The sequence below is a fragment of the Rhizobacter sp. P2_H3 genome (assembly GCF_056403355.1).
In genome coordinates, this window is sequence record NZ_JBFUFQ010000139.1 from 1 (window position 1) to 15,378 (window position 15,378).

Consider the following 15,378-nt stretch of genomic DNA (forward strand, 5'->3'; position numbering starts at 1 on the left):
GCCCGGCCACGGCGGCCAGCGGCGTCGGTTGGGTCACCGGCGCAGGGGCCGGCTCGGCCACCGGCGGGGCGACGGGCGCCACAGGGCTTGCAACTGCAGGGGCCGCCACGACAGGAGCAGCCACCATCGGCGGCGCGGTGAACACCGGCATCACCGGCGCGGCCACCGTCATCGGTGCCAACACCACCGGCGGGGCGACCGGCGGACGGGCGACCGGTGCGGGCGGCGGTGCGACCGGCGCAGCGGCCGCTTCGGCGTAAGCCTGGGCGTCGCGCGAGCGCAGCGTCTCGAAGGCATGCGCCAGGCCGTCGGCACGGCCTTGCAGCGCCTCGACGTCCTGAGTGGTCGCCGGTGCCGCTTGCTGCAGCAGGTGCTCGATGCGGGTTTCCAGGCGGTGGGCCATTTCACCCAGCCGCATGGCGCCGGCCAGGCGGGCACCGCCCTTCAGCGTGTGCAGCGTGCGCATGCAGGCCGCGGCCGCCGAGTTGTCGGTCGGGCGGCGCGACCACTCGCGCAGCTTGGTCGCCAGCTCGGGGATCAGTTCCTCGCCCTCTTCCTCGAAGATCGGGAACAGCTCGGCGTCGACGGCATCGATCGCATCGATGTCGTCGTCATCGTCGTCACCCTCGTCGTCGACGTCGACGCGCACCGGTGCCGAGCGCTGCGGCTCGGCGGCGAGCGGCGAGAACGCCTTCAGCTCGGGCAGGCCGAGGCCGGCGAAGTTGGTGTCGTTGGTGCCGAACGAGCCTTCGGCCGCGGCCGACAGCGCTTCGGGGTCGAATGCCTCAGGAACCTCGGGCACGGCCGGCAGCTCCGGCGCCAGCGCCATCGGCTCGCTCAGCACGATCTCGGGGGCCGCTTCGAAGGCGGCCAGGTCGTCGAACGACACGTCGAGGTCGCCGAAGCCTTCTTCCGGCTGCGGTGCCGGGATGTCGTCGGTCGACGGCGAGGCCTGCGCCACCTCGGCCGCCGCGTTGGCGGCCTCGAGGCGACGGGCCGAGCTGATCTCGTGTGCGGCCAGGCGCTCCAGCAGTTCCGGTGCGGCGGGCTTCAGGAAGCCGGCGGCGAACTGGTGCAGCAGGCGGCGCACTTCTTCGGCCGAGTCGACGAACAGGCGGGCTTCGTCGGTCGTGCCGGCGCCGATCGCCTGCGAACGCATCAGCGAAWGCTCGAGCAGCCGCGCGAGATGCGACAGCTCGCTGAAACCGACCGTGGCCGAACTGCCTGCCAGCGAGTGCGCGAGCGCGATCGGCATCTCGCCGATCGGGCGGTGCAGCTCCATCGCCCACTCGGCGACTTCGGTCGTCAGGCGGCGCGACAGTTCGTCGGCTTCGTTCAGGTAGATGTTGAACAGCGGGATGCCGATGCGCAGCGGGCCGACGATCTTGACCTGGTCGTCGTCGGACAGCGGCGCCGCGGCCGATGACGGCGACAGCTCGGTGACCAGCGGCGTGGCCTCGACGGCCGGTGCGCTGCCGAAGAAGTCGTCGCCCAGGTCGAGTTCGATCAGCTCGACCGAATCGGCCGACAGCAGCTGCGGCTCGCTGCTCTCGGCGACCGGCAGCGGCTCGAGCACGGCGTCGATCGGCGCGGCCGCGCCGAGCTGGTCGAGCATCGAGGTGTCGGGCAGTTCGATGCTCGGCAGCGTGCCGGTCGGCGCCATGGCGGCCGGCGCAGCGGCCGGGGCCTCGTCGAACGCGCCCAGGTCGAGGTCGAACGACAGGTCGGCCAGCGGGAGCGGCTGGGAGATTGGAGCGGCAACCGGCGCAGCAGCGACCGGCGGCGGCGCCACCGGGCGGGCCGCGGGTGGCGGCGTGATCGACAGCGGCGTCAGCGGAGCCGGTGCCGACACCGGCGCGGTGACCACCGGCCTGGCGGCCACCGGCGCCACGGCGGCCGGCTTCGCCGCGGTGGCGTCGCCGAACGACAGCGACATCAGCGGGACCGGCGCGGCCGGGCCGGCCTTGATCGGCGGCACCGGATCGCCACGGCCGAGCGCGTCGGCGGCGGCCTTCACCACCGCGGCATGGAAGCCGGTGACGTTCTGGGCGGCGATCGCATCGACCCACTTCGCGAAGTAGGCGAGCGCTTCGTTGGAGAAATTCAGCAGCGTCGGGTCGGCCGCCTTCTGGCCGGCCAGCCAGGTGTTGTAGACCTGCTCGCAGGCCCACGCGGCATCGCCGAAGTCCTTCAGCCCGACCATGCGCGAGCTGCCCTTCAGCGTGTGGAACGCGCGGCGCACGGTGGTCTGCTGTTCGACGTCGGCGCTGGCATGCGCCAGGGTCTTCAGCGCCGTCTCGGCGGTCTCGATCACCTCGCGCGCTTCCTCGAGGAAGATCTCGCGCATCTCGGGATCGTCGCCGAGGTCGGTGGCCGTGCCGGCCGGGGCCGTCGACAGGGCCGGCTGCACCTTGGCCGGCGCGGCCTCGGGCATGTCGAGCACCGGGTCGGTGGCGGTGTGGACGAAATCGGACAGCGCCTCGGAGAGCTGTTCGCGCGCGGCCGCCACCTCTTCGGTGTTGTGCGAATGCGCGATCGCGTCCTTGGCATGCTCGACGGCGGCGACCAGTTCGGGCTGCGCCGCGGCCTGCGCTTCATGCGACAGGCGGTCGAGGTCACGCGTGACTTCATCGAGCGGCACGTTGTCGCTCGCCGCGGTGAGCGACAGCGACTGGGCCTGCTCGATCAGGCGCGGCTCCACCGGTGCAGGCGCATGCGCCATCGCGAGGTTGGAGGCCTGGCGCGCGGCGGCGCTGCGGCCCATCAGCGGGCTCAGCGTGCCGGACTTGGCGTCGAACACGAACAGCGACTTCGCCATCTGCGGCTGCACGCTGAGCATGTCGATCAGGAAGCCGAGCGCACCCAGGTTGCCGGCCAGCCGGTCGAAGGTGCCCGACTGCACGACCTGCTGCGGGTCGACCTCGGTCGTGATGAGGCCATCGACGTCTTCGCGCATGCGCAGCACGGCATGCGAGGCCTGGTCCATGCCCAGCACCGACAGCACCCCGCGCATCGCGGACAGCTGGTTCGGCACCGGCACCAGCAGCTCGCGCTGCGCCGGGTTGCGGAAGAACTGGTCGATCGACTTCTCGGCCTCGGACAGCGAGGCGCGCAGTTCCTGCACGACGCTGCCCATGGTCTGGCGGTCGGAGACGCGGCGGTACAGCTCCTCCATCCACGCTTCGAGCGGGTCGGGGGTGTTGCCGGCGCGCACCGAGGCGATGCGCTGTGCGAGCCGGCGCACGCGGGCGGCCTGCTCGGGGTGGTCGAAATCGGCATCCTCGAGCGAGGCTTCGAGGTACAGCACGCTGGTCGCGACTTCCATCGCGAGCGCGGCTTCCGGCGCGACATTCGACTGCTGCGTCTGCACGACGGCCTGCTGCAGCTCATCGGCCAGCAGCTCGCCGCTCGGGTACAGCCGCTTGACCGAATCGCCGACCAGCGAGAACTGTTCGGCCAGGCCGCTCATGCGGTGCATTTCGCCGCCGGCCACCGACGACCAGGCGTCCTTGGCGGTGGAGACGCGCTTGCGGGCCTGCACGATCAGCGCCGGGTCGAAGCGACCGAGGCGGCTGGTGTCGTAGTCGACCGGCAGGTGTTGCGCGAGGCCGTAGGCCAGGCGAACGGCCGCCAGGCGCGGCGTCTTGCGGCCGTCGCCGGGCGAGGCGGCCTGCGCGCAGAAGAACAGCAGGTCCTGGGCGAGGCGCTCGGAGACGTCGGGCTGGCCGCGCTCCAGCGTGCGCAGCTGCGCGAGCAGCCGCGAGGCCACGCGCTTGGTGTGCACGTCGCCCTTCAGCAGGCCGTTGGCCTGGCCTTCGAAGAAGGCGGCCGCGAGCTTCCACAGCGTGGAGTGGGTCAGATCGGACGCCTGCGCGCCGAGACCGGCGCAGATGTCGCTCATGCGCTGCACGGCCGGCATCGGCTCGCCGCGCATGATCAGCAGCAGCTGGCGTTCCATCAGGCCGCGGGCGATCGAATCGGGGGCGCGCGGCTTGACCGTGGTGTCGGTCGGCAGCTCGCGCCAGCGCCAGTCGATGTTCCACAGGTCGGCGGGGTGCACGCGCTCGGCACCGGCCAGCGTCTGCACCGCCTGGTACTGCGGGAACAGCGCGAGCGGCGAGACCGGCTTGTCGGCCAGCAGGCGCTGCAGGTAGTCGAGCAGCGCGAACGACGCGCGCTCGATGGTGTCGACCTCGGCCGACGTGAGCTTCTGCGGCTTCGCGACGAAGCGCTGCACCGCCGCCTCGCTGGCGGCCAGCAGGCGTGCGACGGCCGGCAGGCCGACCAGTTCGAGCGCACCCACCCCCTGGTGGATCTGCTGCCGCGCCGTGCGCAGCACCGACGGATCGACGGCGTCGACGTCGGAGCCGCTGTTCGCCTCGGCTTCCTTCACGTAGCGGCGCAGCGCCTTGTGGGCGGTGTCCAGGGACTTGCGCAGTTCTTCGTGAACCCACGCGAGCGCGCTGAGGTCGTCTGTCGTCTCACTCATGGTGTCGCTCATCGTCGCGTTGGGGGCGGTGGCAATCCATCTGATGCCTGTGTGGGGTGAGGGGCTGCGGCCCATTCAGGGCCGCAGGCAACACACTAGCTCAACCGATCTTGAACCGTGCAACCGATTGCTTCAGTTCCTCGGCCGTMCGGGACAGCTCGCGCACCATCTGTGCGGTGGAACGGGTACCTTCACCGGTCTGCTCGGTCACCGCGAAAATGTGCTGGATGTTGGCCGCCACCACGTTGGCCGATTCGGCTTCGCGGGACGCCTGGCTGGAAATGTGCGCAATCAGGTCGGCAAGCTGGCGTGACACGCGGTCGATGTCGCCCAGTGCGTTACCTGCCGCGTCGGACAGCCGGGTTCCTTCCACCACGCCCTGCGTCGAGCGTTCCATGGCCGCCGCAGCATCCTGGGTGTCGGTCTGAATGGTCTTCACCAGGGCCGCAATCTGCCGCGTGGCGTCGCCGGAACGTTCTGCCAGCCGTTGCACTTCTTCCGCAACCACCGAGAAGCCTCGACCCGCTTCACCGGCCGATGCGGCCTGGATGGCGGCGTTCAGTGCCAGCACGTTGGTCTGTTCGGTAATGTCGGAAATCAGTTCGGTGATTTCGCCAATCTCCTGCGACGACTCGCCCAGCCGCTTGATCCGCTTGGAGGTTTCCTGGATCTGGTCACGGATCGAGTTCATGCCGCCGATCGTGTTCTGCACCGCGGTCAGGCCGGTCTCGGCAGCCTGCAGCGATTGACGCGCCACCTGGGCCGTCTGCTGCGCCTGGCTCGACACGTCGTTGATTCGGCCGGCCATCTGCAGCACCGACTCGCCGGTTTCGCGAATCTCGCGCAGCTGTTCGTCGGACGCGGCCAGCAGTTCGGTCGACGTGGCTTCCACCTGCTGCGTCGTTTCGGTCACCCGACCCACCGTGCCCTGCACCTGCGACACCAGCGTGCGCAGCTCTTCCACCGTGTAGTTCACCGAGTCGGCGATGGCGCCCGTGATGTCTTCCGTCACGGTGGCCTGCTGCGTCAGGTCGCCTTCAGCAACCGTCTGCAGTTCGTTCATCAATCGCAGAATGGCCGCCTGGTTCGCGTCGTTGACGCGCTTGGCTTCCTGTTCCTGGCGTTCGGCTTCGAGCCGCTGGTTTTCGGCGAGCGCGGCACGTTGCGCCTGGTCTCGCACATACAGCTGCAGGAAGCCCGCGCCGCCGAGGGCCAGCACGACGGCCGACAGCACCAGCAGGCCCAGGTTCACGACGTTGAAGCCGGTGACGGTGGACAGGCGGTCCTGCACCGTTTCCAGGCCCTTGCGCAGCGGTTCGCTGTCGCCAATGATCGCGGACTGCGCTTCACGGGCCGACACCAGGCCCTGCAGGTTGCCCAGAATCGAGCTGGCCTGGGTCCGCGTCTCTTCGTATTGCTTCAGCAGCGCGGTCAGGCGCTCCTTGGTCTGCGGGTCCTTGGTGCCCGGCAGGCGCAGTTCGGCGTTGCCGTTCGACAGGCCGTCGGCGATTTCGCGGAACGAGTTCAGGTCCTTGCCCAGCAGGAACACGGCCTCGGGGCTCACGCCTTCCATGGTCAGGAATTCGTTGGCCGACTTGCCGATGCGCTGCGTCAGCATCACGAGCTGGCCGACCGCCGACAGCTCGGCCGGCGAGGCTTCCTGCTGCAGCTTCAGCGACGACACCGTCTCGGCGATTTCCAGCAGGTCGGACGACTGGCGGTTGATCGCGCGCAGCGCCTGGCCGACCTGCGTCAGGATCTTCTGCTGTGCCAGCACGGTGTTCGCGTTCTTCTCGGCGCGGTCGATCAGCGGCAGCAGCGGCTCCAGCGTGTCCTGCACGACGCCCGGCGCCGCATCGACGTTCTGGTCGCCCTTGGCCAGGCCGCGCACGTTGCGCGCCAGCACCTCGGTACTTTCCTTCACCTCGGGGAAGGCCTGCGCACTGCCGATCAGGGCCTGCGACACCGACTTCGCCAGACGCTGCGRCTGCATCAGCGCCTGACCGGAGTAGCCCACCTGGGCCGCGCCCTTGTTGGCCTGGTTCAGCGAGCTGATCGTCATGCCGACCAGGCCGACCAGGCCGAGCAGCACCATGACGCCCAGCACGCGCTGCTGCTGCCCGACCGGCCGGTTGCCGATCAGCGGCACGCCGGTGCCCGACATCAGCGCGGCGTTGTCGCCGCTCGGCAGCCGGGTTTCGGAGAAATCGGCGAGTTCGGACGGCGCAGCCTCCGAGATGATCGACGAGTCGAGGTTCACCGTGTTGGCACCGCCGTCCGGCCGCCCGTCGTCACCGTGCCCCAGGTCGAGGCCGGCCACGTCGTCCAGCGCAACGGCACCGTCGGCGCCATATGCGTCGTCACGGCCTTTGCCCTTGCCTTTGATTTTGTTCAGGAAGCTCATAGGTGCCTCGTTGCGTCGTCTTGGGTAATGCAGTCAGGAGGGCCGGCGCGGGTGCGCCTCAGCCTGCGATCTTCAGGAAAGCGGCCTCGGTGGCCAGCTGTGCCAGGTTCAGTTCGCGCCAGAGGCGTTTGCCTTCGTCGCGGTAATGCGTTCCGACGAAGGCCGGCTTGGCCTGTCCGTCGTCGGGTTCGGGCGTCAGCTGCTGCAGGTTGCGCAGCCCGGCAAGCCGGTCCACCAACACCGCGCAGTTGATGTTCAGGTCGGAGTTGAACGCGACGAACCAGGACTGCTCGCGCACCGGCTCGTTGCCGCGCACACCCAGGAAGCCGGCCAGGTCGACCACCCCGTGCAGCCGGCCGCGCAGGTTGGCCACGCCCATGAACCAGCGGCTGGTGTACGGCACCTGCATGGCGGGCGCGAACGGGAAAATTTCACCGGCCTCCTGCAGCGGGAACAGGAACCCGTGGCTGCCGCACTCGACGGCCAGCCAGGCGCGGCCGCGCTCCTGCGTACGCGCCGCCTGCAGCCTCTCGGCCAGGCGACTTTGCAGTTCGCGCAATGCTTCCTTGTTGGCCATTCAGTTCTCTGCCTGCGGGGCGACGTGTGACGGTGAGGTGGAGTGACGGATGCCGGCGGCGTTCAATCGAACGCGCGGATCTTCGACACCAGCTCGTCGGCGTCGACGGGCTTGACGATGTAGTCGCGTGCGCCCTGGCGCATGCCCCACACCTTGTCGGTTTCCTGGTTCTTGCTCGTGCACATGATCACCGGCACGTCGGTGAAACGCGGGTCGCGCGTGATCGCACGGGTCAGCTGGAAGCCGTTCTGGCCCGGCATGACCACGTCCATCAGGATCAGGTCGGGCTTTTCCTCGCCCAGCCGGCGCATCGCGTCTTCGCCGTTCTCGGCAGTTCGCACCGCGTAGCCGCGCTTGGTCAGCAGCTCCGACAGGTAGTGCAGTTCGGTCTTCGAATCGTCGACCAACAGAATCTTCTGAATCGCCATCGTCTTACTCCTTCAACTCTCTTGCAGGGCAACGTTACCGGGAAACAGCAGGTGTGCGCATCAGGCGCGGGCCGGCCGGTGCTGTGCCACGGCTTGCAGCAACTGGTCCTTGGTGAACGGCTTCGTGAGGTAGTCCTCCGAGCCGACCATCCGTCCGCGCGCCTTGTCGAACAGGCCGTCCTTCGAGGACAGCATGATGACCGGCACGTCGGCAAATTTCGCGTTTCGCTTGATGATGGCGCAGGTCTGATACCCGTCCAGGCGCGGCATCAGGATGTCGCAGAAGATCAGGTCCGGATCGTGGTCGTTGACCTTGGACAGCGCGTCGAAACCATCTTCCGCGAGCAGCACGGTATGGCCGCCCTGCTTCAGGAAGATTTCCGCGCTGCGGCGGATCGTGTTGCTGTCGTCGATCACCAGCACCTTGATGCCTGCGATGGCTTCATTGCTCACCGAGAATCCCCTCAATGACTGAAAGCGGCCGTGGCACCTGCCCGGCACACCATGTAAGAGCCCCAGCGACCATCAGATCTGGACCATTTCGAAATCTTCCTTGCGTGCGCCGCATTCCGGGCAGGTCCAGTTCATGGGAACGGATTCCCATGCGGTGCCCGGCGCGATACCGTGTTCAGGATCCCCTGCCGCTTCGTCGTAAATCCAGCCGCAGATCAGGCACATCCAGGTTCGGGTACCGCTGAGGTCATTGCTCACTTTGTTTTTGTCGCTTCACTACAATGAGAAAAGATTGTAGCGACGCAGATTGACAAAAAACCATTGATTCCTGGGCACCTACGCCACATTCCTCACATTTTTCTAGAAGTCAGTGCCGGCAAACCCGACTCGTCTTCACCTTCCTGACGGACCCCCCATGACCCCAGACGCCCCCCCCGCGGACCCTCAGGCCGACCCGAACCAGGAAGCGCCCGCCCCCGCCTGCGTGATGACCTTCAACGCGAGCGACCCGAGCGGCGCCGGCGGCCTGGCCGGCGATGTCGCGACGATCGCGGCGATGGGCGCGCACGCGCTGCCGGTGGTCACCTCGATCGTGCTGCGCGACACCGCCGAGGTGTTCGACCACAGCGCGATCGACGCCGACGTGGTGGTCGAGCAGGCCCGCAGCATCCTCGAGGACGTGAGCATCGCCGCCTGGAAGGTCGGTTTCCTCGGGTCTGCCGAGGGTGTCAGCGCGGTGGCCGAGGTGCTGTCCGACTACCCCGAGGTGCCGCTGGTCGCGTACATGCCCAACCTGTCGTGGCTCGAAGAGGATGACCAGCAGGCCTACCTCGACTCGTTCCGCGAGCTGGTGCTGCCGCAGACCGAGGTGCTGGTCGGCAGCCACCAGACGCTGACCGATTTCCTGCTGCCCGAGTGGAGCAGCGAGCGCCCGGCCTCGCCGCGCGAGCTGGCGGTGGCCGCCGCGCAGCATGGCACGCGCTTCGTGCTGGTCACGAGCGTGCCGCTTCCCGACCAGTTCATGGACAACGTGCTGGCCTCGCCGCAGGGCGCGATCACCGGCGAGAAGTTCGAGCGCTTCGAGGTGAGCTTCGTCGGTGCCGGCGACACGCTGTCGTCGGCACTGGCCGCGCTGCTGGCCGCCGGCAGCGAGTTGCACGCGGCCGTCGGCGAATCGCTGGCGTTCCTCGACCAGGCGCTGGACGCCGGCTTCCGCCCCGGCATGGGCAACGTGATTCCCGACCGCTTCTTCTGGGCGCTGCCGCCTGGAGAAGAAGGCGAGGAAGGCGAGCCCGGCAGCGGCGGCGCCGCCAACGACGATGAGGCCCCCAAGGACCCCCGGCATGTGCATTGAGACGGCGTGAGATGACGAAAACCAACGAGAGTCTGTTCGAGCGCGCGCGGCGCGTGATCCCCGGCGGCGTCAACTCGCCGGTGCGCGCATTCCGCGCCGTCGGCGGCACGCCGCGCTTCATCGCGCGTGCGCAGGGCGCGTACATGTATGACGCCGAGGGCAGCCGCTACATCGACTACATCGGCTCCTGGGGCCCGATGATCCTCGGCCACGGCCATCCGGCGGTGCTCGAGGCGGTGCAGAAGGCCGCGCTCGACGGCTTTTCGTTCGGCGCCCCGACCGAGCGCGAGATCGAACTGGCCGAGGAGATCCTGAAGCTGGTGCCGAGCATGGAGCAGGTGCGCCTGGTCAGCTCGGGCACCGAGGCGGCGATGAGCGCGATCCGGCTGGCGCGCGGCGCCACCGGCCGCAACAAGCTGATCAAGTTCGAGGGCTGCTACCACGGCCACGCGGATGCGTTGCTGGTGAAGGCCGGCTCGGGCCTCGCCACCTTCGGCACGTCCACCAGCGCCGGCGTGCCGGCCGAGGTGGTGCAGCACACGCTGGTGCTCGAGTACAACAACCTGCCCCAGCTCGAAGAGGCCTTCAGCCTGCACGGCGCCGACCTCGCCTGCGTGATGATCGAGCCGATCGCCGGCAACATGAACTTCATCCGCACGCAGCTGCCGTTCATGAAGCGGCTGCGCGAGCTGTGCACGCGGCACGGCGCGCTGCTGGTGTTCGACGAGGTGATGAGCGGCTTCCGCGTCGGCCTGCACAGTGCGCAGGGCCTGTACGCGCGCGCGCTGCCCGGCTTCGAGCCGGACCTCAGCGTGTTCGGCAAGGTGATCGGCGGCGGCATGCCGCTGGCGGCCTTCGGCGGCAAGCGCGCGGTGATGGAGCAGCTGGCGCCGCTCGGCCCGGTCTACCAGGCCGGCACGCTGTCGGGCAACCCGGTGGCCACCGCCTGCGGCCTGGCGACGCTGCGCGAGATCCAGCGCCCCGGCTTCTTCGAGGCGCTGTCGGCGCGCACCCGCAGCCTGGTCGATGGCCTGGCCGCGGTCGCGCGCGAGAACGGCGTGCCCTGGTCGACCGACTGCGAAGGCGGCATGTTCGGCTTCTTCCTGGCCGACACGCTGCCGCAGAACTACGCGACCGTGATGGCCACCGACAAGGAGCGCTTCAACCGCTTCTTCCACGGCCTGCTCGACCACGGCGTGTACATCGCCCCGGCGCTGTACGAGGCCGGCTTCGTCAGCGCCGCCCACACGGCTGAAGACATCGAGGCCACGATCGCTGCGGCACGATCCGTGCTGAAGTAGCGGCATGCACATCCACATCCTCGGCATCTGCGGCACCTTCATGGGCGGCATCGCCGCGCTCGCCCGCGAAGGCGGCCACCGCGTGACCGGCTGCGACGCCGGCGTCTACCCGCCGATGAGCGACCAGCTGCGCGCGCTCGGCATCGAGCTGATCGAAGGCTGGGGCGCCGAGCAGGTCAGGCTCGCGCCGGACCTGTTCGTCGTCGGCAACGTGGTCTCGCGCGGCAACGAGCTGATGGAAGCCATCCTCGATGCCGGCCTGCCGTACACCAGCGGGCCGCAGTGGCTGGCCGAGAACGTGCTGCAGGGCCGCCATGTGCTGGCGGTCGCCGGCACGCACGGCAAGACCAGCACCACCTCGATGCTGGCCTGGGTGCTGGAGCAGGCCGGGCTGAAGCCGGGCTTCCTGGTGGGCGGAGTGCCGCAGAACTTCGGGGTCTCCGCGCGTCTTGGCGAAGGCAAACCCTTCGTGATCGAGGCCGACGAGTACGACACCGCGTTCTTCGACAAGCGCAGCAAGTTCGTGCATTACCGTCCGCGCACCGCGGTGCTGAACAACCTCGAGTTCGACCACGCCGACATCTTCCCGGACCTGGGCGCGATCGAGACCCAGTTCCACCACCTGGTGCGCACGGTGCCGGCGGCCGGCCGGCTGGTTGTCAATGCGCGCGAGGAGTCGCTGCAGCGGGTGCTGGCGCGCGGCTGCTGGAGCGACGTGGTGCGGTTCGGCGCCCGCAAGGAAACGCCCGGCGCGCTGCGTGCGCGCGGCGAGCCGCATGTGTTCGACGTGCTGCGCGGCAGCCTGAAGATCGCGCACGTCGAGTGGCCGCTGCTGGGCGAGCACAACCAGCTGAATGCGCTCGCGGCGATCGCCGCCGCCGAGCACGTGGGCGTCGATCCGCAGGTCGCGGCGAAGGCGCTCGCCACGTTCCAGAACGTGCGCCGGCGCATGGAGCTGCGCGGCGAGGCCGGCGGCGTGAAGGTCTACGACGACTTCGCGCACCATCCGACGGCGATCCGCACCACGGTCAACGGGCTGCGCCGCAAGGTCGGGCTGGAGCGCATCCTCGCGGTGCTGGAGCCGCGCTCGAACACGATGAAGCTCGGCACGATGAAGGCCCAGCTGCCGTGGTCGCTGGAGGAGGCCGACCTGTCGTTCTGCTACCAGGGCAACCTGGGCTGGGACGCACGCGAGGCGCTCGCGCCGATGGGCGACAAGGCCATCGTGTGCGACACGATCGATGCGCTGGTGGCCGCGGTGCGCCGGGCCGCAAAGCCTGGCGACCATGTGCTGTGCATGAGTAACGGCGGGTTCGGCGGGGTGCACGACAAGCTGCTGGCAGCGCTGGCTGGCTAATTTTGCGCGAGCAAAGGCGCGGGCCGGGGATGTGGGGCTCGCCGGCCCGCGCTTTTGCCGAACCCGTAGCTCGATGCGCGCCGAACACAAGCCCGAGCGACAGCTCGGACATCAACCCTCATTTGTTCGCTTGTCACCTCCACCAGGCAGGGCGGTGGTATGAGGCGCGTGCGGGGAGTCTGTGGAGCGCCAATCAGGGCGGTGCGCCGGAGCTGGCTGGTTTCATGGCCCGCGTGCGCCAGCACGCTTCGTGCACTGACTGTCGCCCACTGTTTGACCACAACGAACGAAGTGAGTGGAGGGAGTTTGGGCGACGGGCCTTGAAACCAGTCAGCGGAGGGTAGTCATTGCCCCGCCAGGGGCAATGACCGCACCGACCGGCGAGCCACAGACTCCCCGCACGCGCCGCACGCTCCAACGCCAGAACGTCAGCTCCGCAGCATCGAGGCCTTCAAAGCCTCGTTCAGCGTCGACAAGCTGTCCTGCAGATGCGCCCGGCTCTCGACCGACAACCGAGGGCTGTTGACCGCGCCGCGCAACTGCCCCTGCAGCTCGACCGCCTCCATCCGCACCAGGCTCAGCGCATCCGGCGGCAGCGTGCCCGCACCGCGGATCAGCAGCGACTGCACGCGGCGCAGGTGCTCGCGCTGCAGGTTGCGGCGCAGCCGGTCGATGTCGCTGCCGCTCTTCAGCTCGCTCCACACCGAGCCCTGCAGCGTGCCGTACACCTCGGCCAGCGAGATCACGTTGCGCTTGTTCGCATCGGCCACGTACAGCGGCAGGTCCAGCAGCCGCGACGCGGTGCCGGGGCTCATCAGCCGGTCGAGCGCCGTGACCTGCACCTGCAGCACCGCCGCCGGAATGCTCACCGGGCCGCCGCGGTCCCACTCGTTGTAGTCGGGCGACAGGCTCGACAGGAACTGCGGCTTGAAGCGGAAGCTGTCCGCGTTGAACAGCCCCTTGGCCAGGAACTGCAGCGCATCGCGCTGCTTGGCCGGCGCCACCGGCGCGTAGGCCGGCCGGTTGGTCGAGCCCGGCAGGTCGCGCACCGTGTTCATGCCGCCGACGTACTTGCCGACCAGGTCGGCCGCGCGGTTGAGCTGCTGGAAGCCGCTGAGCAGCACGCGGCGCTGGCGGATCGCCTCGTCGCCCGGTTGCGGCGTGCGGTCCTGCACCCGCTGCCACAGCTCGCGCGACAGCAGCAGCCGCTTCTCGTAGTACGCGAGCGGGTCGTCGCCCAGGTCGAAGCGGTTGACCAGCGGGTCGATGCCGTCGTTGCCGCGCTGGCCGCCAGCCTCGGCGTCGTCCGAATAGGCGAGCAGCGGATCGGTGCTGCGCCCCGCGATGCGCGCCAGCTCGGCCGCCTCGTCGGCCGGCGCCACCGGCTTGTACGCGTACTCGATCGCCCAGTAGTCGTAGGGCCCGAGCGTCGTGTTGTTCAGGCTCGCCTGCTTCTCGCCGGCCAGCGCCAGGTTGTAGGCGTTGTAGTCCATCACCGAGCCGGAGATGCCCTTGCTCTCGGTGAAGCCCTTGTCCTGCAGCTGCGAGCGGCTCACCACCGTCGACGCCTTGAAGTTGTGCTTCAGCCCGAGCGTGTGGCCGACCTCGTGCATCACGACATCCTTGATGCGCGACTGCACGAAGGCATCCGCCTCCGGACCGTCGGGCGCGATCTCGCCGCGCGCTTCGAGCAGGTCCATCGCGAAGTCCATCTCGGCAGCGGCCTCCTGCGCGTAGTTGCAGTAATCGGCACCACCGAACTTGCTCCACGCGGCGAAGGCGGGCGAGGGGAAGGACGCAGCCGAGGCCTGGGCACGGCCCACGTCCTCGACCAGGAAGCGCCGCGCGCCGCGCCCGAACACGTCGCTCATGCCGATGTCGGCATCGATGATCTCGCCGGTGCGCGGATCGGAATGGCTCGGGCCGATCGCGAAGCCGACGTCGGCGCCGGTGAACCAGCGGATCGACGCATGGCGCGCGTCCATGTTGTCCCAGTCGGCATCGTCGGGCTGCTGCTTCGCGACGATCGCGTTCTTGAAGCCGATGCGCTCGAAGGCCTTGTTCCATTCCAGCACGCCGGCCTCGACCGCCCCGCGGTACTGCACCGGGATGTTCTTGTCGAGCCAGTAGACGATCGGCTGCTTCGGTTCGGACAGCTCGGCCTGCGGGTCCTTCTTCTCGAGGCGCCAGCGCGTCACGTAGTGCAGCCGCGGGTTGGCCTTGGTGTCGGTGGTCAGGTCGGTGACGACGTCGAAGAAGTGACCAAGGCGCGGGTCGGTCTTGCGCGGCGCCATCGGCTCGCCGAGCTTCGCGAAGTTGTACACGTAGCCGATGAACATGCTGCGCGGATCCGGCGTCGTCTGCGGCGGTGCCGGCGTCGGCACCGGGCTCGGCGTGAGCGGCGGCGCGGGCAGCCGCGAGGTCGCGAAGTGCATGCGCGCGTTCAGCGTCGTCAGGTCGTCGGTGACGCGGATCTTCTCGAAGTACGAGTTGCCGCGGTCCAGCGCGAACGGCAGGCGGAACGCGGTCTCGATCGCGGTGGAATAGCCGGGCATGTCCGACAGCAGGAAGTTCGCGTCGACCAGCACCGACTTGCGCTGCGGGTGCGGCGCGCTGACGATGGCGGCCGCGCCCAGCAGGCTGTTCGAGAACGCCTGCTCGACGCTCGCCTGCATCGCCGGCGTGGTGCCGACGTAGTTGGTGTTCAGCGCCACCAGCTGGATCAGGTTGCTGCCGATCTTGCGGAAACTGGCCAGCCACTGCGGGCCCATCTGGCTGGCGTACAGGCCGCGCTCGCCGATCGAGTTCGAGATGTTGATCGACAGCATGAACGGCTGGTCCAGCCGCTCGACCGGGATCTCGAGCCAGGTCTTCTCGTCCTTGCGCCACACCGGCACGAAGCCGTCCTGGCGGGTCGCGCCCTTGATGATCTCGTCGAAGGGCTTCGGGGCGGCGGGGTCGAGCCGCACCACGGTGGCGCCGGGCGCCGAGGCCGCCGAGGCGGCGGCTGCCGCG

The 15,378-nt window shown here is 69.0% G+C and carries 10 protein-coding genes; 3 read left to right on the top strand and 7 right to left on the bottom strand.

Features of this window, described 5'->3' with window-relative positions; genetic code table 11:
* From AC1D1T_RS21655 to AC1D1T_RS21680, 6 genes are all read right to left on the bottom strand, one after another.
* Positions 1 to 4,489, bottom strand: a 4,489-nt coding sequence (locus tag AC1D1T_RS21655) for a FimL-related protein (protein WP_477992468.1), incomplete at its 3' end; no start/stop codon positions are given.
* Positions 4,490 to 4,589: 100 nt separating this feature from the next.
* Positions 4,590 to 6,893, bottom strand: a complete 2,304-nt coding sequence (locus tag AC1D1T_RS21660) for a methyl-accepting chemotaxis protein (RefSeq protein ID WP_477992469.1) — start codon at positions 6,891 to 6,893, stop codon at positions 4,590 to 4,592.
* A gap of 58 nt (positions 6,894 to 6,951) precedes the next feature.
* On the bottom strand, positions 6,952 to 7,470 hold the full coding sequence (locus tag AC1D1T_RS21665) for a chemotaxis protein CheW (RefSeq protein WP_047509916.1): 519 nt from the start codon (positions 7,468 to 7,470) through the stop codon (positions 6,952 to 6,954).
* A 62-nt stretch (positions 7,471 to 7,532) separates the two neighbouring features.
* Complete coding sequence (locus AC1D1T_RS21670; RefSeq protein ID WP_047509914.1) at positions 7,533 to 7,898, bottom strand: response regulator transcription factor; 366 nt, start codon at positions 7,896 to 7,898, stop codon at positions 7,533 to 7,535.
* A 60-nt stretch (positions 7,899 to 7,958) separates the two neighbouring features.
* Entirely contained in the window at positions 7,959 to 8,351 is a 393-nt protein-coding gene (locus AC1D1T_RS21675; protein WP_052202924.1) for a response regulator, read from the bottom strand.
* Between the two features lie 72 nt (positions 8,352 to 8,423).
* The gene (locus AC1D1T_RS21680; protein ID WP_082004612.1) at positions 8,424 to 8,576 is read right to left on the bottom strand and encodes a rubredoxin; all 153 of its coding nucleotides are present in this window, start codon (positions 8,574 to 8,576) and stop codon (positions 8,424 to 8,426) included.
* Between the two features lie 190 nt (positions 8,577 to 8,766).
* Between AC1D1T_RS21680 and thiD the strand changes: the two genes are divergently transcribed.
* The 3 genes from thiD to mpl are packed head-to-tail and all read left to right on the top strand — an operon-like array spanning position 8,767 to position 12,363.
* A complete protein-coding gene (gene thiD / locus AC1D1T_RS21685) occupies positions 8,767 to 9,705 on the top strand; it encodes a bifunctional hydroxymethylpyrimidine kinase/phosphomethylpyrimidine kinase (RefSeq protein WP_052212899.1) in 939 nt (312 codons plus the stop codon).
* Between the two features lie 11 nt (positions 9,706 to 9,716).
* The gene (hemL, locus tag AC1D1T_RS21690; protein WP_047509912.1) at positions 9,717 to 11,006 is read left to right on the top strand and encodes a glutamate-1-semialdehyde 2,1-aminomutase; all 1,290 of its coding nucleotides are present in this window, start codon (positions 9,717 to 9,719) and stop codon (positions 11,004 to 11,006) included.
* A 4-nt stretch (positions 11,007 to 11,010) separates the two neighbouring features.
* Positions 11,011 to 12,363 (top strand): UDP-N-acetylmuramate:L-alanyl-gamma-D-glutamyl-meso-diaminopimelate ligase, encoded by a 1,353-nt coding sequence (gene mpl, locus AC1D1T_RS21695; protein ID WP_465112840.1) that lies wholly within the window; start codon positions 11,011 to 11,013, stop codon positions 12,361 to 12,363.
* Positions 12,364 to 12,791: 428 nt separating this feature from the next.
* On the opposite strand, the gene AC1D1T_RS21700 is transcribed toward mpl, so the two are convergent.
* Positions 12,792 to 15,378 (bottom strand): zinc-dependent metalloprotease (locus AC1D1T_RS21700; protein WP_477992470.1); only part of this gene is annotated, 2,587 nt, incomplete at its 5' end.